Source organism: Streptomyces xingningensis, from assembly GCF_054957865.1.
Window position 1 is genome coordinate 23,857 of record NZ_JBDJPF010000043.1, and the last position, 22,034, is coordinate 45,890.

A 22,034-nucleotide genomic window follows, 5' to 3' on the forward strand; every position below is an offset into this window, starting at 1 on the left:
GTCATGGGGGCCGACGGAGAAGGGGGAACCGTGATCGTCTGGCTGAACGGCGCGTTCAGTGGCGGAAAGACCAGCACGGCAAGGGAACTGACCGGGCTCATTCCGGACAGCCATCTCTATGACCCCGAGATCATCGGCGGGGCGCTGCGCCACTTGCTGCCGCGCGAGAAACTGGGCCAGGTCACCGACTTCCAGGACCTGCCGATCTGGCGGCGGCTGGTCGCGGACACGGCGGCGGCGCTGCTCGCCGAGCTGGGCGGAGTGCTCATCGTGCCGATGACCCTGCTGCGGCAGGAGTACCGGGACGAGATCTTCGGGGCGCTCGCCGCTCGCCGGATCAAGGTGCGACATGTCCTGCTGACATCTGACGAAACGATACTGCGCGAGCGGATAGCGGGCCGGGTGGAGGACGCTGACAACCCCGGGCGCAGCGAATCCGTCCGTCGATGGGCGCGGGACCACATAGCCCCCTACCAAGCGGCGCTGCCCTGGCTGCGGGAGGACGCCTTTGTCATCGACACCAGCCGGCTCACGCCCCGCCAGGTCGCCGAACAGGTCGCGGAGGCCGTGCGCAATGGAGCCGCCGGAGCCTGCCAGATCGTCCAGACTCCCGAGCCCCGGGCCGAGACGCTCGCCGCCGGAGTGCTGCTCTTCGACGAGGACGACCGGGTGCTGCTCGTCGACCCCACCTACAAGCCCGGCTGGGAATTCCCCGGCGGGGTCGTCGAACCGGGGGAGGCGCCCGCCCGTGCCGGGATGCGCGAGGTCGCCGAGGAGATCGGCATCGAACTCACCAAGGTGCCACGCCTGTTGGTGGTCGACTGGGAGCCGCCCAGGCCGCCCGGCTTCGGCGGGCTGCGCCTGCTCTTCGACGGCGGGCTGCTGACCCGGGCCGACGCCCGCCGCCTGTTGCTGCCCGGTGCGGAACTGCGCGGCTGGCGGTTCGTCACCGAGGAGGAGGCGGCTACCCTGCTGCCGCCCGTGCGGCTGAGCAGGCTGCGCTGGGCGCTGCGTGCCCGGGAGCGGGGAAGCCCGCTCAACCTCGAAGCGGGCGTTCCCGTCGGCTGACGGCCCTGGCGCGGTCAGCCCTTGTCAGTGCCCGCGTAGTCGAGCAGGAACAGGGCCTCGGCGAGGGAGAGCCGCTCCAGCTCCTGGGGAGAGACGCTCTCGTTCACCGCGTGGATCCGGGCTTCCGGCTCGCTCAGGCCGATCAGCAGGATCTCCGCCTTGGGGTAGAGGGTGGCCAGGGTGTTGCACAGCGGAATCGACCCGCCGACCCCGGTGATCTGCATCTCCTCGCCCGGATATGCGGCTCGCATGGCCGTGGCCATGGATGCGTATGCCGGGCTGTCGGTGTCGGCGCGGAACGGCTGTCCCTGGCCGGTCTGCTTGACGGCCACCCGGGCGCCCCAGGGTGCCGCCGCCTCCAGGTGCGCGCTCAGCAGCCGAGTGGCTTCGGCGGCATCCGTGCCCGGCGGCACCCGCAGGCTCACCAGCGCCCGCGCGCTCGCGTGCACGGACGGGGTGGCACCGACGACCGGGGGGCAGTCGATGCCGAGCACGGTGACGGCCGGACGGGCCCAGAGCCGGTCGGCCACCGTGCCGGAGCCGATCAGGCCGACACCGTCGAGGACCTTCGCGTCGGTGCGGAAGTCTTCTTCCGGGTACTGCAGCCCTTCCCAGCTGCCGTCCGCCGGCAGGCCGTTGACGGTGGTCGAGCCGTCCGCCGCGCGCAGTGAGTCGAGCGTGCGGATCAACGCGGCCAGGGCATCGGGCGCGGCACCGCCGAACGACCCGGAGTGCAGATTGCCCTCCAGCGTGTCCACCTGGACCTGCATGAGCGTCATGCCGCGCAGCGTCGCGGTCACGGTCGGCAGCCCGAGCCGGAAGTTGCCTGCGTCACCGACGACGATGGCATCGGCCGCCAGCAGCTCGGGATGCGCCTCCGCGTACCGCTGGAGGCCGCCGGTGCCCTGCTCCTCGGAGCCTTCGACGATCACCTTGATGCCGACCGGCACTCCGCCATGTGCCTTGAGTGCCCGCAGGGCGGTCAGGTGCATGATGAACCCGCCTTTGCAGTCGGCGGCTCCACGTCCGTACCACCGCCCGTCGCGCTCGGTGAGTTCGAAGGGTGGCGAGATCCAGGCGGCTTCGTCCAGCGGCGGCTGCACGTCGTAGTGCGCGTAGAGCAGCACCGTGGGAGCGCCCGCCGGGCCGGGCAGATGACCATAGACGGACTGGGTGCCGTCAGGGGTGTCCAGAATGGCCACCTCCTGGAATCCCTCGGCACGCAGGGCCCCGGCCACCCAGCTCGCCGCCGCCTCGCATTCGCTCCGGGGGAACTGGGCCTCGTCCGCCACCGACTTGAAGGCGACCAGCTCGGCCAGCTCGGTCCTGGCACGGGACTGCAGGGCGGCGACCGTTGTCGCGAGCGCGGCGGGGTCCGGCTGCGGGGTCGAAGACGATTCCATGGAACGCTCCTTGCTGGCGCGGCGTTGAATCCGTACGTACGGGCGATTGCGTCATTGATCCTGCCATGGTCCCCTGCGCTTCTCAGCCACGGCTTCCCGCGGCGGGAGGGCCGGTGGCCGGGCCTTAAGATGCGGGCGACAGGCGTAGCCGGTGATCGAGCGGGAGTGGAAGCACAGGTGAGCAGCGACAACGCAGCCCGGGAAGCAGACCGGGGCGCCCCCGGGGACAGCGAACCGGTGTGGGACGTCATCGTGGTGGGCGCGGGCCCCGCCGGAGCCTCGGCCGCTCACGCCGCGGCCGCCGCCGGGCGCCGGGTGCTGCTTTTGGAAAAGGCCGAACTCCCGCGCTACAAGACGTGTGGCGGCGGGATCATCGGCCCGTCGCGTGACGCACTGCCGCCCGGCTTCGAACTGCCGCTGCGGGACCGTGTGCATGCTGTCACCTTCTCTCTCAACGGGAAGTTGTCGCGCACCCGCCGCTCCAAGCAGATGCTCTTCGGGCTCATCAACCGGCCGGAGTTCGACGCCGCCCTGGTCGAGGCGGCCACCGCCGCGGGTGCCGAGGTGCGCACCGGGGTGACCGTCTCCCGAGTCGAGCAGCACGGCCCGGCGGTGCCCGACCGCCGCACGGTGGCCGTTGTGCTCGGTGACGGCCGGACTCTCCTCGCCCGTGCGGTCGTTGGCGCCGACGGCAGCGCGGGGCGGATAGGCGCTCATGTGGGGGTGAAGCTCGACCAGGTGGATCTCGGCCTGGAGGCCGAGATCCCGGTGCCCGCCACGGTTGCCGAGGACTGGGCCGGCCGGGCCCACATCGACTGGGGCCCGATTCCCGGCAGTTATGGCTGGGTCTTTCCCAAGGGCGACACCCTGACCGTCGGAGTGATCTCCGCGCGTGGCGAGGGCGCGGGAACCAAGCGCTATCTGGAGGACTTCATCGCCCGCCTGGGACTGGCCGGCTTTGAACCGAGCATCTCCTCCGGCCATTTGACCCGCTGTCGCGCCGCCGACTCCCCGCTCTCCCGTGGCCGGGTGATCGTGTGCGGTGACGCGGCCGGACTGCTGGAGCCATGGACCCGCGAGGGCATCTCCTTCGCCCTGCGCTCGGGGCGGCTGGCGGGGGAGTGGGCCGTGCGGATCTCCGAGGCGCAGGACGCGGTCGACGCCCGGCGCCAAGCCCTCAACTACGCCTTCGCCATCAAGGCCGGGCTCGGCGTGGAGATGGGCGTCGGGCGCCGGATGCTCGCGATCTTCGAACGCCGCCCCGGACTGTTCCACGCCGCGGTCACCGGATTCGGCCCGGCCTGGCGGGCCTTCGCGAAGATCACCAGAGGTACGACCACGCTTGCCGAGATCGTGCGCACCCACCCCGTGGCCCGACGCGCCCTCACTTCGATGGACTGGGCCTGACCACGACGCCCGTCGTATCCACCCGGTCCGCCCCGTGCGCGGACCGGGTCGGCCGGCCGCCTGCCCGGACGCCGTCCGGCGCCACCGAAGGCCAAGCGCTCCGCTGGAAGTCCGCTACGTCATCTGCGGGTGCGTCGTGGCTGGTTGTGCCCACGCGGCGGAGCCGCACCGGATTTCGCCAAGCCCGCTTCGCTTAAACCGACTCCGTTATCCGGAAGACCGGGTGTCGCCCGGCGATCCGCAGCAGCTCCTCATCGGTCGATGCCGTGGTGACCCCGCCGAAGTACCGGCTCACTTGCCATCCCCAGCGCCCCAGGTAGGCGCGCAGCACCGCGGGCTTCTCCGCATCGGGCAACTCGGCCGCGGCAAAGGCCAGGACCCTCCGCCCCACCCGGAGCCGGCCGCCGCCGGCCGCCCGCATATTGCGCACCCACTGCCCCTCACCGCGCGCGGAGACGAGAAAGCGACCGCCCTCGAAATCCAGCGGATTGACCGGCACTTGCCGCCACTCCCCGCTGCTGCGGCCCCGCACGGACAGCTCGGCCGCGCCTGCGATGCTCAGACCGTGCCGCGCCAGTCGGCCGACCATGCCACTGGCGAACCGGTCGAGCCGCCCGGGCTTGAAATAAAGCGCCATCACAAACCCCTCACCATTGAGAGAGCGGTGCTCTCGTCTGGAATCAGTGTGCACGCTCGATCGGGTCAGCGCAAGAGCAGTGCTCTCGATATTGTGCACCGCTCCGGCAGCTGGCAGACTGGGTCCATGAGTGTCATCCGAGGGGTCCGGGAGCGGGCCCGTGACGAGATCACCGTCGCCATCAAGGACGAAGCCCGCCGCCAGCTCGCGCGAGAGGGCGCGGCCAAGCTCTCGCTGCGTGCCGTCGCCCGAGAGCTCGGCATGGTCTCGTCCGCGCTCTACCGCTACTTTCCCAGCCGTGACGAGCTCCTTACGGCCCTCATCGTGGATGCCTACGACGCGGTGGGAGCCGAGGCCGAGGCCGCCCTGGCCGCCGCCGATCCGCTCGATCCCCCGGCCCGCTGGGCGGCCGTCTGCCGGGCCGTCAGGGCCTGGGCGCTCGCGCACCCGCACGAGTACGCCCTGATCTACGGATCTCCCGTTCCCGGCTACCAGGCCCCACAGACGACCATCGAACCCGCGGGCCGGGTCGCGCTGACCCTCGTGGCCGTCGCCCGCGACGCCCATGCCGCAGGGCAGTTGCACACGCCGCCCGCGGACTCACTGCCCGCCGCAGTGTGCACGGACCTCGAGCGGCTCATCGCCGAGCAGGCCCTCGGTCTCCCCGCCCCGGCCGCGGCCGCGCTCGTCGCCTCCTGGGCCCAGCTCTTCGGCCTGATCGGCTTTGAGATCTTCGGCCAGTTCCACAATGTCATCGAGGCCCGCGAGGCGTTCTTCGCCCACTCGGTGCGCGGTCTCGCCCACCAGATAGGAATCACCGCCGCCGAGTCCGCCTCCACCACGGCCGGCTGACGCCGGGTATCGAGGCGGTGGTCCGGCGTGATGCGCTGCTCTCGGCTCGTCGTCAGAAGAGCGTCCCCGGTTCGGCCGCCTCCACAGTGCGCACCATCGCGGTCGTCTCCACCCCGGGCGCGGCCGCCGTGAGCGTCCAGCCGGCCAGCCGGCGCGCGTCGATCAGCAGCGGCCTCCCGTCCGCGGTGTCCAGGTGAACGTCCGGCCCCACCACGGCCGTCACCCGCCCCGCCACCGTGCGTCGCGCGGCGAGCTCGACCATGGCACCGCCAGGGCGGAGCCGGTCGAGGTGGAAGGTCTCGTCGTGGTGCACGGGTGCAAAGGCCCGTACGGTCAGGGACTCCGGCAGCTCAGGGAGCAGCCGAGCCCGCTCGTGCAGCCGGGCCAGTGCGGACGTGCGCAGGTGCCGGGGCGGTGGCGGATGGCGGCAGCTGCGCTTGGCCGCGTAGGGAATCCGGTCCGGGACGGCGAGTGCGGTGCCCAGCACCGCTTCCGCCCGGCGTGCCGCCATGAGCGGGCCACGCCCGAGCAACGCGTAGGACAGGGCGGCCTGTTCGAGCAGCCGGGCGCCCTCCCGCTCGGCGGCGGTGATGCCGACCTTGACCAGACCGGGTCCGAACCAGGCGAGGTAGACGTCATACGGGCGAGGGTCGTCGGCGGCCGTGTCCGCGGCCACGGAACGCGACCGGTCGAGCCGTGCGCACTCGGCACACTGCGCCGACACCGCCCGCACCGACACCTCGGCACCGGTCGGGCAAGGGGTGTACGTGCCGCCTCTGCGCACCCCGACGCAGTGCCGCCGGTCCCCCGTGGCGAAGGCCAGTGCCCGGCCGGGCGGCAGCGGGGAGTGCCGCTCCCCGCCGCCGCCCGGGCGAAGCCATGCCAGCGCCGGTCCCGAGCGGGACCAACGCACCCCGGTGCACTGCCAGTTGTGCCGCTCCATGTTTCCCCTCCGGCCCGTCAGGTGTGCCGTGCCACCGCGCCGCGGGTGCACCAGGCGATGACCGCCGCCACGGCTGCGAGCGCCGCGACCGTGGTCAGTGCGACGGACAGCGAGGAGCGGTCGGCGAGCAGACCGATCACCGGCGGCGGGAGCAGCATCCCGCCGTAGCCGAAGGTGGAGACGGCCGCGACCCCACTCGGCCCGGCCAGTTCACCCGCCCGTCCGACTGCCACCGGGAAGATGTTGGCCAGGCCGATGCCGGTGACCGCGAAGCCGATGAGCACCGCCCACAGCGTCGGGGCCAGCGCCCCGAGCAGCATGCCCGCCGCGGCGGTCGCGCCGCCCGCGACCAGGGCCCGGGTCTGGCCCAGCCGTTCGAGGAGCACGGTGCCGCTGAGCCGCCCGGCGGTCATGGCGAGCGCGAAGACCGAGTAGCCGACGGCCGCGACGCCCGCCCCGGTGCCGAGGTCCTGTTCGAGATGGAGCGCGCCCCAGTCCGCGAGCGCCCCCTCCCCGTAGGCGGTGCACAGGGCGATGAGACCGAAGACGACGACCAGGCCGCGCCTGTTCCGTGCCGGGGGTACGGCGGCCGCGGCCGTGGGCATGGCTCGGGGGGCGGGGTGGGCGAGCAGGGTACGGCCCGCCGCCGTGGCGGCGACAAGTCCGGCCACGGTCAGGAGCAGCAGGTGACGGGTGGCGGACAGGTGCCCGGCGACCAGTCCGCCGAGTCCTGCGCCGAGCATGCCGCCGAGGCTGAAGGCCGCGTGGAAGCCGGGCATCACCGGTCGGCGCAGTGCGGCGACGAGGTCGACGGCCGCGCTGTTCATGGCGACATTGACGCCCCCGTAGGCGGCGCCGAACAGGAGCAGCACAAGGCCGAGGGCGAGTGCCGAATGCGTCAGCGGCGGCAGGGCGATTCCGAGGGACATGCAGACCGCCGCGACGACCGTCACCGGGTGACTGCCGAAGCGCCGGCACAGCCGTCCCGTGAGCATCATGGTCGCGACCGCACCCGCCGAGACCCCGAGCAGGGCGAGTCCAAGAGCACCGGTGGAGGCCCCGATGTGGTGTTTGATGGCCGGGATGCGGACCACCCAGCCGGCGAAGAGAAAACCGTCGAGGGCGAAGAATACGGTCAGGGCGGTACGGAGGCGGCGCAGGGCGGGATCGGCGGCAGCCGGTCGTTGTCCGCCCGACATGGCCGCCCGTATTTTGTTTAACGTCGGCACAAAGTCAGAATAGAGGCGTGACCCAGACTCGGACAACACGTTTGGAGCGCGGCCGTGCCGCTCTCGGCCCGGCCTTGGAGCTCGTACACACCGGGCGCGCCCCCACTCGCGCCGTGCTCACCACCGAACTCGGCGTGACCCGCGCGACCGCCGGAGCCGTCGCCGCCGAGCTGGAGGCGCTCGGGCTGATTCGGATCGATGCCCGGCCGGGGGCCGCGGCCGGTTCCCAAGGGCGTCCTTCGCACCGGCTGTCCATCGCGCCGGACGGTCCCGTCGTCCTCGCCGCGCAGATCCATGCGGACGGGTTCCGCGCCGCCCTGGTGGGGCTCGGCGGCCGGCTGGTCGCCACCGCGCCCGGCTGTATGACGGTGCCCGCCGACCCCTCCCGGATCATCGGCGCCGTCGTCGAGGCCGGTGCGGGCCTGCTGCGGGACACCGGGCGCCGCTGCCTGGGCGCCGGGCTCGCGGTGCCGTCGGCGGTGGCCGAGCCGGATGGCACGGCGCTCCGTCCGCTCCACCTCTCCTGGCCCGTCGGGGCCCCCGTCCGTGCGCTGTTCACCGAGGCCCTGGCCAAGGCCGGTGTCGTCGGCCCGGGGAACGGAGCCATGGCCGGTCGCGCGGGCAACGACGTCAACCTTGCCGCCCTGGCCGAGCACCGGCATGGCGCCGGCCGCGGCGCCCGGCACCTGCTGTGCGTGGCCACCGGCCACCGTGGCGTCGGAGGCGCGCTGGTCCTGGACGGCCGTCTGCACACCGGCAGTTCGGGCCTGGCCCTGGAGGTCGGCCATCTCACCGTCAACCCGGCCGGGCTGCCCTGCCACTGCGGCGGCCGTGGCTGTCTCGACGTGGAGACCGACCCGCTGGCCTTCCTCACCGCCGCGGGCCGTCAACCGGGGCCGGCCGTCTCACTGTTGCAGCAGTCCTGCGATCTGCTCCGCTCGGAGTATGCGGACCCCTCCGTCCGGGCCGCTGCCGAACTGATCGTCGACCGGCTCGGATTGGGTCTCGCGGGTCTGGTCAACATCCTCAATCCCGACCGCATCGTGCTGGGCGGGCTGCACCGCGAACTGCTCAACGCCGACCCGGAGCGGCTGCGTGCCGTCGTCGCCGACCGCAGTCTGCTGAGCCGCAGCGGCAGTGTGCCGATCCTGCCGAGCACGCTCGACCACAACAGCCTGGTCGGCGCCGCCGAGGCGGCCTGGCAGCCGGTCCTCGACGACCCGCTGGCGGCTCTCGGCTGAGGCGGCGGGCCGAGGCGGCGCGAGACCGTGCGATGCCTGTCGGGTCAGCCCGGCATGGCGGTCCGGGTGGCGGCGTGTCCGCCCAGCGCGACCGGCCGGAGTCCGTCCGGGGCCCCCGCGAAGGCGGCAGCGGTCTCGGCGGCCGATGCCCGCGGGGGCGCCGCCACCGGCCCGGCGGGGGATACCGGCAGGGTGAACCAGACGACCTTGCCGCCGTCGTGCTGCTCCCGCACGCCCCAGCTCGCGCTGACCGCGGCGACCAGAGCGAGACCGCGCCCATGCGTGCCGGCCTCGCCCGGGGTGCCGAGGCGGGGCAGCCGGGGGTCGTGGTCCCGTACCGAGACCGTGAGCCGGTCGAGCACCAGGGCGATCTCCACCGTGCAGCGCTTGTCCGGTCCCGTGTGCTGGTGAACGTTGGTCAGCAGCTCGGTGACACCGAGCTCCGCGGGGTCGATGAGGGGATCGAGATGCCAGTAGCGCAATTGCGCAGATACGATTCTGCGGACCTGGCCGATCCGTTGCGGGAGGGCCTGGAGTTCAACGGTGCAGTGCTTGTTCACTCGGCTGATCACGGCTGCGACTCCCTGAAGAAGTAGGGCTAGCCTGATGCAGATCTGCGCTGCGGGACGCGTCCGTTCCGGTCCGGGATGAGACCGGTACCCGTCAAGGCCGGACCTCGCTGTCGCCTTCGCGACCTGTGCACCCTCAGCTTTCGATGCCGCCGTCGCGTGCGGAACGCACGGCGGCCAGGAAGCGGTTGACCGCGGTGGCCTCCACACCTCCGTCGGCCCGGTCGCGGGGGCCCAGGGTCAGCGTGTAGCGGATGCCGTTCACGGTCGCCCGGGCCCGGTCGCCGGCGGTGAACCAGGGTTTGCGTGCGTGAACCGAATCCACCGGCGCGCTGTCGATCTCCCGCCCGTAGCTGGTCAGCAGTTCCAGCCGGCCGTCATGGATCTTCACCTGGCCGGCCCGGGTGAGGGAGCGAAGAAAACGCTCGATCCGCACCCCTGTCGCAGTGAACTCCGGTTCCGCCACGGCGCACCGCCTCTCCGGCCGAAAGGTCTGTCCCGTGCGCAGTGTGCCCGCGGGGCGGCCCGCGCACCAGGGGCCGTTTATGATCGTACGATCGAAATGTCCAAGAGATCCCCATGGGCCCCAACGGACATCGCGAGGAGCGGCGTGAACGAGACAGAGCACTCCGAGACGAGCGGCACGGCGACACCGGCCCCGGGCGGAGACGTCTCGCCCACCGTCGATGTGGACCGCAGCGACCCGGCCCACCGGGCCTGGCTCAAGGAGGCGGTCCGCAAGGTGCAGGCCGACGCCAACCGTTCCGCCGACACCCACCTGCTGCGCTTCCCGCTGCCCGAGGAATGGGGCGTCGACCTCTACCTCAAGGACGAATCCACCCACCCGACGGGCAGCCTCAAACACCGCCTCGCCCGGTCGCTCTTCCTCTATGGGCTGTGCAACGGCTGGATCCGCCCCGAAGCCCCCGTGATCGAGGCGTCCAGCGGTTCCACCGCCGTCTCCGAGGCCTACTTCGCCAACCTGATCGGCGTGCCCTTCATCGCCGTCATGCCGCGCACCACGAGTCCGGAGAAGTGCCGGCTCATCCAGTTCCACGGCGCACGGTGCCACCTGGTGGACGATCCCCACCGGGTGTACGAGGAGGCGGCCACCCTCGCCCAGCGGACCGGCGGCCACTACATGGACCAGTTCACCTACGCCGAACGAGCCACCGACTGGCGGGGCAACAACAACATCGCCGAATCCATCTACAGCCAACTCCGCCTGGAACGCCATCCGGAGCCGGCCTGGATCGTCGCCACCGCGGGCACCGGCGGCACCTCGGCCACCATCGCGCGGTACATCCGCTATATGCAGTACGACACCCGGGTCTGTGTCGCCGACCCGGAGAACTCCTGCTTCTTCGCCGGCTGGCGGGACCACGATCCGGGTGCGCGAAGCGACCGAGGCTCGCGCATCGAGGGCATCGGTCGGCCGAGGATGGAGCCCAGCTTCCTGCCGGGCGCGATCGACCGGATGATGAAGGTGCCGGACGCCGCGAGCGTCGCGGCCGTACGGGCCCTGGAGCAGGCCATCGGCCGCAGGGCGGGCGGCTCCACCGGCACCGGGTTGTGGAGCGCGCTCAGGATCGTCGCCGAGATGGCCACCGAGGGGCGTACGGGCAGCATCGTCACCCTCATCTGCGATCCGGGCGAGCGCTACCTCGACAAGTACTACTCCGACGCCTGGCTCGCCGAGCAGGGCCTGCGCATCGAGCCTTATGCCCGGATCATCAAGACCTTCCTGACGGCCGGCCGGTGGTCCGGGTGATCCGGGACCCGCTCGGCGGAGCGGCCGCCAGGCGCCGGTCGAGGGCGTGCACCGCATCGCGAAAGGCGTGCCGGAGGGCGGGCCGGGCCAGCCGCAGCACCCAGCGCACCGGCGGCGGGGCGTCGACCGCGACCGTCCAGCGGACGACCGTGCCGCTCCCGGCGGGGAACAGCCGCCAGTCCTCCAGCATGGCCCGGACGCCGAGCGCGTTGGTCGCGTCCACCCGGTAGGCGTACCGCCGCGCGGATTCCGCCGCCATGATCGTTTCAATGAAGCGGGTCCCGCCCATCAGCCCGATCACCCGGCCCCTGCGCCCGGACGTCTCCACCGGCCGGGCCAGCGTCACCGCGCGGAACCAGCGCGGCCACGCCGCCACCTCCTCCGCCAGCGCACGGTAGACCGGCTCCGGTGCGGCGGCCGTATGGGTCGCGAAGGTCAGCCGTAATTGAGCGGTTTCGGCGAAATCAATGCCCACAGGGCGGAGTGCACGCGCCATCGAAGAACCCCCAGGGGGTCGGCTGGTCGACCGGGCCCGGACACCTTAGCCCGCGCGCCGCCGGATGTCTTCAGCGGCCCGTGGTGTCCCCGCAACCCTCCGCCACCACCAGGTGGGGCAGCCGCTCGGCGAGCTCCGCGCGTGCCACGGCCGGCAGCTCCCGGTCCGTCACCAGGGTGTCCACCTCGTCCAGCGAGGCGAATGAACTCAGGCCCACCGTCCCCCACTTGGTGTGATCCGCCAGTACCACCACGCGCCGGGCCGCGCGCACGAAGTGCCGGTTGGTCTCGGCCTCCGCGAGGTTGGGCGTGGACAGCCCCGCCTCGGCCGATATGCCGTGCACCCCGATGAACAGCACATCGAAGTGCAGCGAGCGAACGGCGGCGTCCGCGACCGGGCCGACCAGTGTGTCCGACGGTGTGCGTATGCCGCCCGTCAGGACCACCGTGGCCGGGCCCGGCCACGGTGGTGTGGAGCCGGCGGCCGTCACCGGGCGGCGGGCGCCGTGGAACACCTCGGCGACGCGGACCGAGTTGGTCACCACCGTCAGATCCGGGATCTCCACCAGCTTCTTGGCCAGGGCGAACACCGTCGTGCCGCCCGCCAGGGCGATGGCGCTGCCCGGCGCCGCCAGCTCTGCCGCCGCCTGTGCGATGTCCTCCTTGGCGCTGAGCTCCAGGGTCGCCTTCACCTCGAAGCCGGGCTCGTGCGCGGTCGCCTCCGCCACCGGCACCGCACCGCCGTGCACCTTCTCCACCACCCCTTGCCGGGCCAGTGCGTCCAGATCACGACGGACCGTCATATCCGACACATTGAGCCGCCGCGTCAGCTCATTGACCCGCACCCCTCCGCGCCGTCTGACCTCATCGAGGATCAGGGCGCGCCGCTGCTCCGCCAGGAGATTCTGGTTGTCGCTCACCCGGGCCCGTTCCCTTCCCCTCGGCCGCTGTCCGTTCATCCTCGCACGCCCCTGTGACAGCGCCGGGGCTTCTCTCCTCCCGGATGCGGCGGCCCCGCCTCACTCCGGCCCGGGCAGATCCTCCGCGTACAACAGCGTCAGGTCGTCGGTGCTCGGGTGCGACAGCTGTGCCACCCGCCCCGCGTGCCGCTCGACCATCGCCTCGAAGGTCTGCCGGGCCGTACGGCCGTTGCCGAACGCGGGACCCTTGGGGAGGACCGTGAAGTACTCGAGCAGCGCCTCGCCCGCGCCCGCCCCGATCCGGTACTCGTGCTCCTCCGCCTGCTGTTCCACGATGCGCAGCAGCTCCTGCGGCGCATAGTCGCCAAAGGTGATCGTGCGTGAAAAACGGGATGCCACACCGGGGTTGACCGTCAGAAAGCGTTCCATCTCGGCCGTGTAACCGGCGACGATCACCACCACCGCATCCCGGTGGTCCTCCATCAGCTTCACCAGGGTGTCGATGGCCTCGCGCCCGAAGTCCCGCCCCGAGTCCTCCGGGGCCAGGGCGTATGCCTCGTCGATGAAGAGCACCCCGCCGCGGGCCCGGTCGAACGCCTCCTGGGTGCGGATGGCGGTGGAACCGATGTGCTCGCCCACCAGATCCACCCGGGACACCTCCACCAGGTGACCGCGCTCCAGCACCCCCAGGGAGGCGAGGATCTCCCCGTAGAGGCGGGCCACGGTGGTCTTGCCGGTGCCGGGGGAACCGGTGAAGACCAGGTGCCGGCGCACCGAGGCGGCCTTGAGGCCGGCCTCCCGACGGCGGCGCCCCACCTCGATCATGTCGGTGAGGGCACGGACCTCGCGCTTGACGCTCTCCAGGCCTACCAGCGCGTCGAGTTCGCCGAGCACGGAGGCCGGAGCGCGCACCGCCTCCTCGGCGGCGGGGCCGACGGCCGGAGCGGAGCGCGGCCGCGGTACGCCCTCCGGCGCCCCCGGTCCGCGGTCGGCCGTCTCCACCGCGGTCACCGCGACCCCGGACCGCATGGCGGAGGCCGGGGCCTCGTCGCTCGTACAGCCCTCGCAGACCGGCCCCCCGCCGTCCTCGGCGTGGCCGGTGCCCCCGTCCGCGAACTCGTAACCACCGCGCGCGCACCGCTCCGTACGGCACCCGGTCAGGGTCGCGCGGCATCCGTCGATCACATGGAAGCCATAGCCGCCGCTGCCGGTCACCCGGCAGCCGCGGAAAGTGCCCCGGCCCTCCGCCGACACATAGAAGCCCGCCTCCAGCGGCGAACTCACCACACAGCGTTCGAAAGTGGGGTCGGCGCCCTTGGTGACGATGACACCGGTCGCCGTGGCGTCGATGACACAGCCCGCCAGCGTCCCGCCGCTGCCGTGGTCACGAAACCAGGCGCCGGTCGTCGCCTCCCGGATCCGGCAGTCGTCCAGCCGCGCGGTGGCCCCGCCGCTCACCGACACGGCCGTGCCCCGGACCCGCGAGAGGTCGCTGTCCGCGACCTCCGCGGAGGAGCCGCGGTCCAGGACGAACAGCGCGTCCGGCACATCGTGCACCCGGCAGGAGGAGAGGGCCGCGGTCGCGCCGTCGCTCACCCACACCGCCGGATAATCGCCCGTACTGTCGTGGATTTCGCTCTGGACGGCCTCCGCCCGGGTGCCCGGATCCCACACCGACAGACCATTGCGCCCGAATCGGCGCACGGTCGAGCGCGTCATCGTCAGCACGGAGCGCGCCCGCAGGTCGACCGCGTTCTCCGGCACATCGTGGATGTCGCAGTCCGCCAGCGTCAGCACGGCCTCGTTGTCGAGGGTCACCCCGTCGGCGGCCACCCGGTGCACCCGGCAGTCGGAGAGCCGCCCGGCGGCGCGCGACGCCACCTGCACCCCGGCCCCCTTGATCTCGTACACCTCGCAGCCGACCGCCTCCAGGGTGCTGCCCTCGCCGGTCACCGACAGACCGGCCCCACGGGCGTGATGGACCCGGCAGCGCTCCAGCCGGGGCTGGGCACCACCCCGCACGGCGACACCGGACTGGCCCGCCGCGACCACCTCGCAGTCCTCGAAGACACCACCCGCACCGTCCAGCACACTGATGCCGACGCCCGCCAGATTGTCAACGGTGCAGTTGCGCACGGTCGGACGCGCGCCGCCGCGCACCTCGATGCCCGCCGCGGAGCGCGTCACCACCCGCAGCCCGGCCAGCTCGGGCGCCCCCTGCTCGACCAACAGCGCGGGCGCGGCCGCGTCATGACCCTCCACATGCAGATCCAGCACCGCGGCCGACGCCCGCACGGTCAGCGCGACCCCCTCGGTCGGCGCGATCCGCACCGAGCCGCGCGAGCCGTCGGCGCCCCGCAGCGTGACGGTACGGGACAGGACCAGGTTCTCCCGGTAGGTCCCCGGAGCGATGGACAGCACATCCCCGTCGGCAGCCGCCTCCAGGGCCGCCGCGAGGGAGTCGTACTCTCCGGTGCGCCGCCGCCACCGCGACGTGCCGGTGTGCGTCACCTGGACCGAGCCCTGTGCCATGGTGCTGCTGCGCCCCCACCCCGTGCCTGCGTCCTCCGGTCCCGAGAACCGGCCGGCACTCGAGTCCCGGCCGCTCCACCGTAGCGTGCGCGGGACACGGGAGTTGACCGGTCAGCTCCCCGCATCCGCCCGGCCCCAGGTGTGCGCGGCCCGCTCCCAGGCACGGTCCCAGCGGGCGTACCGCCGGCGCGTCAGCCGCCAGACCACCAGCCGCCGCACCGCCTGCACCCCGCCCGCCGTCATGGCGGCCGCCCCGATCCCCGCCAGCACCGCATGCACGGAGGCCGTGGCGCCGTCCATGGGCCGGCTCGCCACCCGCCCCCGGTCGTCGGTCCACAGCGGGAACCGCCGCCCCGGATCCCCGGCGCTGCGCAGCGGCACCACACCGGTGTGGTGCGTACCGTCCGGGTTCTGCCAGCGGGCGATCACCCGGTGGTACCCCTCGCGCCCGGCGGTGGGCTCGTGGCCGGTCCCGGTGGCCCGGCCCGGCAGCGACCGCAGCGTGGTGGCACTCACCAGATGCCGGTGGCGGTGCTGCTCCCGGATCGAGTGCCGCAGCGCGTCATGCGCGAGCGAGCCCGCCGTCCAGCCGACGGCCGGCCCGGCCAGCAGCATCAGCACCACCGCGACCGGCCCCAGCCAGGCCTCGAGGACATCGCCCGGCCGACGCAGCGGATTGCGCATCCGGCGCCGGCCGAAACGCCGTACCGAAGGAGTCGCGCGCACGATGCTCACCCCCCTACGCGTCCGTCATTACCGCACCTGGGGCGGCGCATGCCGGAGCAGACGGGCGAGCGGGCGAAATCACCCCTGGTGACTGCGGGCCGGGGCAGTGCGTTGACGCGGGCCGTCGGCGACCTCGACGGACGCTGCGCGCGGCGGCGGATCAGTCGAGGACCTCGACACGGTCGCCGACGCGCAGCACTCCCCGGTGCTCCGGTATGAGGTTCTGGCCGAAAACGAGCCCGACCTCCTGGCGACGGTGCCTGGCGAGGGTGCGCAGCGGCTCCTTGCCCCGCTCGGCCGTCGACTGGTCGGTGGTGGTGATCACACAGCGGGCGCAGGGCTTGACGACCCGGAAGGCCACCTCGCCGATCCGCACCCGCCGCCAGTCGTCCTCGGCCCAGGGGGCGGTGCCGTCCACCACCGCGTTCGGCCGGAACCGGTTCATCGGCAGCGGCCCCTCCCCGGCCCGATCGCCCTCGGATATCAGCGAGTTGAGTGCCTTGAGGGAAGCCACGGTGGTGAGCAGCAGGGGATAGCCGTCGGCGAAGCTCACCGTCTCGCCCGGACGCGAGTACCGGGGATCGACCGCGCGCCGGTACTCCGGCCGGTCCAGGTGCACCAGCCTGGCCTCCACCCCGAGGAAGGCGCTCACCCAGCCATCGGCGGCGTCCCCCGCGGGCACCGCCTCGATCTTGTCCCGGAACAGCTCCACGACGACCATGCCGCCCGGCCGCTCCAGCACGGGCACGGCGACCTCCACCGGCTCGGCCCCCGGGGCAGTGAGCCGGACCCCGCCGCTCGGCGACGGCCGTGCCGAGGCCAACGCGAGCCGGGGCAGCTGCCGTTGGGTGATGGCCCGGCCGTCCGCGTCGATCAGCATCCACCTCCGGTCCCCGGCGAGACCCCACGGCTCTACGGCCGCCTCGCCGGGTGCACACCCCGTCATCGACTTGACCGGATAGCAATGGATCGCCTTCAGCACAGGGTCGGACATGGGGTCATCCTGCCAGCAGGGTCCGACAATTGAGGCCCCCGGCCACCTCGCAGCCCCGGTCAGTAGCCTCCCTGCTGCGGATGCTGACGGCCGTACGGGTCCTCGTACGGTGCGGGCGCCGGACGCGGGGCGACGGGGCGCATCGCCTCGTAACCCGACGGGCCCGGTCCGGCGGCCGGACGCTGCTGGTACTGCTGCGGGCCCGGATAGCCGCGTGGTGCCGCGGCCTGCTGCGGAATGTACGGAGCGGGCGTCTGCTGCAGTCCCGCGGGCTGCGCCGCGGCGCCCGGGTGCCCGTACTGCTGGGGCTGCGGGACATAGCCGGCCTGCGGCGGCGGGGCCTGGTAGCCGGGGGGACCCGATGCCATGGGGCCCGAGGGCAGCGCGGGCAGTGCCGGCAGCTGGCTGCCGGTGTCATACGGAGCCGACACCCGGATGGGCGCGATCTGGGGAGTGCCCCGCTCGGCGACGAGGCTGTCGTAAATGGGAGTGTCCGGGAACGACGACGCGGTGTAGTAACCGCTGCCGTAGGCACTGCGGGGGGAGGTCATAGCCCATAAGGTAAGCCCACCGTGTGCCGGTTGGGGAGTCAGGTACCGGGGTTGATTGGGGGGCCCGGGCGGCCGGGGATGAAAAAACCGGGCGAACGCGGAGAAAAGAGCGACTCGGCGACGTTGGGAAGGTGTAAAGACCGGCTCAACAGGGCTCCGCAGGAGCTCATTCCATAGGGGTGGCAGAGAACATGGGGATGCTCAAGGGCACCAACGTCCGCATTCCGGCACCGGCGGTGCGGATAGAACTGGGCTGGCGCGCCGGGCCCGGTGTTCCGGACGTCGATGCCTCGGCACTGCTGCTGACCGGCGGCAGGGTCCGCTCGGACGCCGACTTCGTCTTCTACAACCAGGCGATACACGCCTCCGGCGCGGTGCGCCACGAGGGCAAGACGCCCGCCGGCGAGACCCTGGCCGACTCCCTCGCCGTGGATCTCGCCGCCGTCGAGCCGGAGATCGAGACCGTGGTGCTCGCCGCCTCCGCCGACGGCGGCAGCTTCGGCCAGGTGCCCGGTCTGCACATCCGGGTCCTCGATGCCGCGGGCGGCGCGGAGCTGGCACGGTTCGACAGCCAGGACGCGACCGTGGAGACCGCGTTCGTGCTCGGCGAGCTCTACCGGCGGCAGGGGGAGTGGAAGTTCCGTGCCGTGGGCCAGGGTTACGACAGAGGGCTCGCGGGGCTGGCGACCGACTTCGGCATCTCGGTCGAGGAGCCCGCCGGGGAACCGCAGCCCGCACCGGCGGCACAGCCGCCCACGCCCCCGGCGCCCGCGATGCAGCCGCCCGTGCCCCAGGTGGCCGCTCCGGCCGCTGCTCCCGCGGCCCCGCAGCCGGTGCGCCTGACCAAGGTCACGCTCACCAAGGAAGCGCCGGCCGTCTCCCTCACCAAGCAGGGCGGCACCTCGGGCACCCTGCGGGTCAACCTCAACTGGCAGCTGCGGCAGCAGCCGGAGAAGGGTGGCTGGGCCCGGCGGCTCGGCAAGGCCATGGCGGCCCAGTCACCACTGGACCTCGACCTCGGTGCGCTGTACGAACTCAGTGACGGCACCAAGGGCGTGGTGCAGGCGCTCGGCAATTCCTTCGGCGCGGTCCACCGCCCGCCGTACATCCAGCTCGACGGCGACGACCGCACCGGTGCGGTGGAAAGCGGCGAGAACCTGACGGTCAACCTGGACCACACCAGCGCGTTCCGGCGCATCCTGGTGTTTGTGACGATCTACGAGGGCGCCGCCGACTTCGCGGGGCTGCACGCGACCGTCACCCTCCATCCGCAGTACGGCGCGCCCATCGACTTCTCGCTCGACGAGTGCACCGTGCCGTCGAATGTCTGCGCGCTCGCGCTCATCACCAACAACGGCGGAGAGCTCGTCGTCCAGCGCGAGGCCCGCTATCTGGTGCCGGACCGCGGAGTGAGCATGCAGCGCACCCTGGACCACGCCTACGGCTGGGGCATGAACTGGACGCCCGGGCGCAAGTGAGCATCAGGGCGCGGCCTCGGGGCGGGAGTACGTCCGCCCCTTCCAGGCCGCGCCCCGGCCCCGGTAGTGCTGGACCGCCGAATCCACGGTCATCAGCAGATACAGCACCGCGGTGCAGGGCAACAGCGGCGCGAGCCACAGCGGCTGGCGGTAGTAACGCAGCATCGGGACGTATGTCGCGGTCATCACCGCCCAGGCGACACCCCCGGCCACCAGGGGCGCGGTGGCTCCGGCGAGCGCCCCCGCCACCAGCGCCACCGGCGGCGCGAGATACACCACCGCCAGCCCGGCCACCGTCCCGGCCAGCAGCAACGGGTTGTGCCGCAGCTGCGCATAGGCGCTGCGGGAGATCATCCGCCAGAGCTCCCCGAGCCCCGGATACGGCCGCACACTGTCCACCCGCTCCGCGAGCCCCAGCCAGATCCGGCCACCGGCGCGCTGCACGGTGCGCGCCAGCGTCACATCGTCGATCACCGCCTGTCGGATGCTGTCCGGGATCCCGGCCCGCTCCGCCGCCGCACGGCGCAGCAGCACACATCCACCGGCCGCCGCCGCCGTGCGCGCGCCCGGCCGGTTGACCCAGCGGAAGGGGTACAGCTGGGCGAAGAAGTAGACGAATGCCGGAACGATCAGCTTCTCCCAGCAGGTCGCCACCCTCAGCCGCGCCATCTGCGACACCAGGTCCAGTCCGCCCGACCGGGCCGCCGACACCAACTCCCGCAGGCTGCCGGGTTCGTGCGCGATGTCCGCGTCCGTCAGCAGCAGATACTCGGCGTCCGTACGAGCCCGCGCGAGCGCCATGCCGTGCCGCACCGCCCACAGCTTGCCCGTCCAGCCGGGACCGGGCTCGCCGGGCGAGTCCACGGTCAGCGGGAGTCCGCCGCGCCCGGCCGCCAGCTCGCGGGCCAGTGCCCCCGTACCGTCCGTGCTGCCGTCGTCGACGAGGAAGATCTCGGCCCGCCCCGGATACTCCTGGGCGAGCAGCGACGGCAGGCTCCGCGGCAGCACCGCGGCCTCGTCCCGGGCGGGTACCACGATCGCCACCGAAGGCCACTCGTCGGGCGGGATGCGCTCCGGCAGCCGTACGTCCGTACGCCAGAAGAAGCCCTGCCCGAGCAGCAGCCACCCCCACGCGGCCAGGGAACCGAAGGAGATCCAGGTCAGCGCGTTCACCCGGCGAAGTCTGCCCCAACGGGGGGAGGCCACGCGGCGAATCGGCGGCCGATGTGGCGTGCACCGTGTCACAGGGCCCCCGGGCCGGTTCCGCGCCATCGATTAAAGTGACCGGATGAAGATCGCGCTTATGGACTCGGGCATCGGACTCCTGGCGACCGCGGCCGCCGTGCACCGGCTGCGACCGGATGCCGATCTGGTCCTCTCCACCGACCCCGACGGCATGCCCTGGGGGGCGCACACTCCCGAGGACCTCACCGAGCGTGCCCTGGCCTGCGCCCGCGCCGCCGCCGGGCATCGCCCGGACGCGCTGATCATCGCCTGCAACACCGCCTCGGTGCACGCCCTGGCCACCATCCGGGCCGAGCTGGAACCCGCGCTGCCCGTCATCGGCACCGTGCCCGCGATCAAGCCCGCCGCGGCCGGCGGCGGCCCGGTCGCTATCTGGGCCACGCCCGCCACCACCGGCAGCCCCTACCAGCGCGCTCTGATCCGTGACTTCGCCGCCGGTGCCGAGGTGACCGAGGTGCCCTGCCCCGGCCTCGCCGACGCCGTGGAGCGGGCCGACGGGCCGGCCGTCGACGCCGCGGTGGCGGCCGCGGCCGCCCGTACGCCGGGCGGGGTGCGGGCCGTCGTCCTGGGCTGCACCCACTATGAGCTCGTCGCCGAGCGCATCCGCGCCGCGGTCCAGCCCGCCTCCGCTCCGCCGGTGGCGCTGCACGGGTCCGCCGGGGCCATCGCCGCGCAGACCCTGCGCCGCATCGGTGCCTCCGCCGACCCCGGCGCCGAACCCCTGGGCCGGCTCACCGTGCTGCTCAGCGGCCGGGAGGCGGCCCTGGACGCGGCTTCGCTGAGCTACCCCGAGGGTCGCACGCTCGCCGCCGTCGCCGCCGCACACGCCTGACCGCTCCGTGCGGGCTCGCCCGCACCCCCTGCCTGACGGGCGGAAGGTGAGTACGCTGCCCGTATGAGGGACCACCCAAAGGCCCCGCAGGGTCATGAGGGCGCGCAGAGCCCCGACGACGCATCCCGCCCGGCCGGGGCCGGCCGCCACCCCCAGGACGACGGCGCCGAGCCCGTCGTCTGGACGGGACGCGCCACCAACCGGGTGCAGTGGCTGCTGGCCGCGGCGGGCGCCGCATGCCTGGCACTGGGCATCGAGCTGGCCGTCGACAGCGCCTGGACCCCCGGACTCGTCCCCTTGCTGATGTCGGTCGTCGGCTGCGTCGCGGCCGGGCTGCTGATGCTCTTCGGCACCCTTGCCTTCGTCCATGTGGCCGTCCGGGTGGACAAGGACACCCTGGAGATCCGCTGCGGCCACATAGGGCTGCCCCGCACCCGGATCCCGCTCGCCCATGTGGTCGGCGCCGACTTCGCGCCGCGCGTCAACCCCCGCCAGTGGGGCGGCTGGGGTTACCGGTGGCGCCCGGAGAAGGGCACGGCCGTCATCGTGCGGCGCGGCGAGGGCTTTGTGGTGCGGCTCGGCGACGGTCGTACGTACACGGTCACCGTGGACGACGCGGAGGCCGCCGTGCGAGTGATCAGGGACCGGCTCCGCCTGGTCGGCGGGCGTCCGGCGGCCGCCTGACTCTCCCCGCAGGGGGCACGCGCCGTATTGCGTGCCCCCCTTTTGCGTGCGTCGGCTCGCGCCGTGGCTCCGGCGGTCGGAGACCAGTTCTCAGTACGGAGGTTCCAGCGCTCGAAGAAAAGAGCGGAACAATTTCGGCCCGATCCCGGTGCCGTCACGTGAACTGCTCGCGTACCCGCTCTATCCGGAATCGGATTGCTTTGCTAAAGTGTCTGTCGCGTATTCTTCCGAGCGCAGTCGGGAGTCGTTGAGGATGCACCGCAAAAGCATATGATCGACCACTCGCTCAAGTCAGTGAGTGCGGCTGTTCCCGTACCGGGGAGAGCGATCTGACGAGCCGGAAGTCAGCCCGACCCGCCCCCTTGATCAGGTCTTGATTGGGGAGAAGTACGAGGTCAGTCCGGCCAACGTCCCCATCGCTTTGCGCACTGTCAAACCCGCTGGGCGTGTCACGCCC

At 72.6% G+C, this 22,034-nt stretch carries 21 protein-coding genes; 8 read left to right on the forward strand and 13 right to left on the reverse strand.

The genetic code is table 11. The annotated features are described in order from the left end of the window. Window positions 1-30 precede the first annotated feature (30 nt). Complete coding sequence (locus tag ABCR83_RS21690) at window positions 31-1,068, forward strand: NUDIX hydrolase (RefSeq protein WP_462696773.1); 1,038 nt, start codon at window positions 31-33, stop codon at window positions 1,066-1,068. Between the two features lie 14 nt (window positions 1,069-1,082). Here the strand turns inward: ABCR83_RS21690 and ABCR83_RS21695 are convergent, their stop codons facing one another. Next, a complete protein-coding gene (locus ABCR83_RS21695) occupies window positions 1,083-2,471 on the reverse strand; it encodes a M20/M25/M40 family metallo-hydrolase (protein WP_462696774.1) in 1,389 nt (462 codons plus the stop codon). Between the two features lie 177 nt (window positions 2,472-2,648). On the opposite strand from ABCR83_RS21695, the gene ABCR83_RS21700 reads away from it, so the two are divergent. Next, complete coding sequence (locus tag ABCR83_RS21700; protein WP_462696775.1) at window positions 2,649-3,878, forward strand: geranylgeranyl reductase family protein; 1,230 nt, start codon at window positions 2,649-2,651, stop codon at window positions 3,876-3,878. Window positions 3,879-4,071: 193 nt separating this feature from the next. Here ABCR83_RS21700 and ABCR83_RS21705 read toward each other — a convergent pair whose 3' ends face one another. Next, a complete protein-coding gene (locus ABCR83_RS21705; protein WP_462696776.1) occupies window positions 4,072-4,515 on the reverse strand; it encodes a nitroreductase/quinone reductase family protein in 444 nt (147 codons plus the stop codon). A gap of 126 nt (window positions 4,516-4,641) precedes the next feature. On the opposite strand from ABCR83_RS21705, the gene ABCR83_RS21710 reads away from it, so the two are divergent. Further along, window positions 4,642-5,367 carry a TetR/AcrR family transcriptional regulator gene (locus ABCR83_RS21710; RefSeq protein ID WP_462696777.1) on the forward strand — a complete coding sequence of 242 codons (726 nt, stop codon included), beginning with the start codon at window positions 4,642-4,644 and terminating at the stop codon, window positions 5,365-5,367. 52 nt (window positions 5,368-5,419) lie between these two features. Here the strand turns inward: ABCR83_RS21710 and ABCR83_RS21715 are convergent, their stop codons facing one another. Continuing rightward, window positions 5,420-6,310: a DUF2797 domain-containing protein gene (locus ABCR83_RS21715; RefSeq protein ID WP_462696778.1), complete on the reverse strand. Its 891-nt coding sequence runs from the start codon at window positions 6,308-6,310 to the stop codon at window positions 5,420-5,422. A 17-nt stretch (window positions 6,311-6,327) separates the two neighbouring features. After that, on the reverse strand, window positions 6,328-7,539 hold the full coding sequence (locus tag ABCR83_RS21720) for an MFS transporter (RefSeq protein WP_462696779.1): 1,212 nt from the start codon (window positions 7,537-7,539) through the stop codon (window positions 6,328-6,330). Between the two features lie 17 nt (window positions 7,540-7,556). Here ABCR83_RS21720 and ABCR83_RS21725 point away from each other — a divergent pair, with 17 nt between their 5' ends. Continuing rightward, entirely contained in the window at window positions 7,557-8,780 is a 1,224-nt protein-coding gene (locus ABCR83_RS21725) for an ROK family protein (protein WP_462696780.1), read from the forward strand. A 44-nt stretch (window positions 8,781-8,824) separates the two neighbouring features. Here the strand turns inward: ABCR83_RS21725 and ABCR83_RS21730 are convergent, their stop codons facing one another. Together ABCR83_RS21730 and ABCR83_RS21735 are read right to left on the reverse strand one after the other, a co-directional pair. Continuing rightward, entirely contained in the window at window positions 8,825-9,352 is a 528-nt protein-coding gene (locus tag ABCR83_RS21730) for an ATP-binding protein (RefSeq protein ID WP_462696781.1), read from the reverse strand. Between the two features lie 133 nt (window positions 9,353-9,485). Further along, window positions 9,486-9,815 (reverse strand): hypothetical protein, encoded by a 330-nt coding sequence (locus ABCR83_RS21735; RefSeq protein WP_462696782.1) that lies wholly within the window; start codon window positions 9,813-9,815, stop codon window positions 9,486-9,488. A gap of 222 nt (window positions 9,816-10,037) precedes the next feature. On the opposite strand from ABCR83_RS21735, the gene cds1 reads away from it, so the two are divergent. Further along, window positions 10,038-11,120, forward strand: a complete 1,083-nt coding sequence (cds1, locus tag ABCR83_RS21740; RefSeq protein WP_462696809.1) for an L-cysteine desulfhydrase Cds1 — start codon at window positions 10,038-10,040, stop codon at window positions 11,118-11,120. Here the strand turns inward: cds1 and ABCR83_RS21745 are convergent. From ABCR83_RS21745 to ABCR83_RS21770, 6 genes are all read right to left on the reverse strand, one after another. Further along, window positions 11,083-11,616 (reverse strand): SRPBCC family protein, encoded by a 534-nt coding sequence (locus ABCR83_RS21745; protein WP_462696783.1) that lies wholly within the window; start codon window positions 11,614-11,616, stop codon window positions 11,083-11,085. The genes cds1 and ABCR83_RS21745 overlap by 38 nt on opposite strands. A 70-nt stretch (window positions 11,617-11,686) precedes the next feature. Continuing rightward, window positions 11,687-12,535, reverse strand: coding sequence for a DeoR/GlpR family DNA-binding transcription regulator (locus ABCR83_RS21750; protein WP_462696784.1), 849 nt, complete (start codon window positions 12,533-12,535; stop codon window positions 11,687-11,689). A 99-nt stretch (window positions 12,536-12,634) separates the two neighbouring features. Next, a complete protein-coding gene (locus tag ABCR83_RS21755; protein WP_462696785.1) occupies window positions 12,635-15,067 on the reverse strand; it encodes a right-handed parallel beta-helix repeat-containing protein in 2,433 nt (810 codons plus the stop codon). 111 nt (window positions 15,068-15,178) lie between these two features. Beyond that, window positions 15,179-15,793: an Rv1733c family protein gene (locus ABCR83_RS21760; protein ID WP_462696786.1), complete on the reverse strand. Its 615-nt coding sequence runs from the start codon at window positions 15,791-15,793 to the stop codon at window positions 15,179-15,181. A 160-nt stretch (window positions 15,794-15,953) separates the two neighbouring features. Further along, entirely contained in the window at window positions 15,954-16,787 is an 834-nt protein-coding gene (locus tag ABCR83_RS21765) for an MOSC domain-containing protein (protein WP_462696788.1), read from the reverse strand. A 59-nt stretch (window positions 16,788-16,846) separates the two neighbouring features. Beyond that, window positions 16,847-17,338 (reverse strand): DUF6643 family protein, encoded by a 492-nt coding sequence (locus ABCR83_RS21770; protein WP_462696789.1) that lies wholly within the window; start codon window positions 17,336-17,338, stop codon window positions 16,847-16,849. Window positions 17,339-17,529: 191 nt separating this feature from the next. Between ABCR83_RS21770 and ABCR83_RS21775 the strand changes: the two genes are divergently transcribed. Then, window positions 17,530-18,816 carry a TerD family protein gene (locus tag ABCR83_RS21775; protein ID WP_462696810.1) on the forward strand — a complete coding sequence of 429 codons (1,287 nt, stop codon included), beginning with the start codon at window positions 17,530-17,532 and terminating at the stop codon, window positions 18,814-18,816. Between the two features lie 3 nt (window positions 18,817-18,819). Here the strand turns inward: ABCR83_RS21775 and ABCR83_RS21780 are convergent, their stop codons facing one another. Then, complete coding sequence (locus tag ABCR83_RS21780) at window positions 18,820-19,980, reverse strand: glycosyltransferase (RefSeq protein ID WP_462696811.1); 1,161 nt, start codon at window positions 19,978-19,980, stop codon at window positions 18,820-18,822. Between the two features lie 124 nt (window positions 19,981-20,104). Between ABCR83_RS21780 and ABCR83_RS21785 the strand changes: the two genes are divergently transcribed. Then, window positions 20,105-20,893 carry a glutamate racemase gene (locus ABCR83_RS21785; RefSeq protein ID WP_462696790.1) on the forward strand — a complete coding sequence of 263 codons (789 nt, stop codon included), beginning with the start codon at window positions 20,105-20,107 and terminating at the stop codon, window positions 20,891-20,893. 63 nt (window positions 20,894-20,956) lie between these two features. After that, window positions 20,957-21,577 (forward strand): hypothetical protein, encoded by a 621-nt coding sequence (locus ABCR83_RS21790; RefSeq protein WP_462696791.1) that lies wholly within the window; start codon window positions 20,957-20,959, stop codon window positions 21,575-21,577. Window positions 21,578-22,034 lie beyond the last annotated feature (457 nt).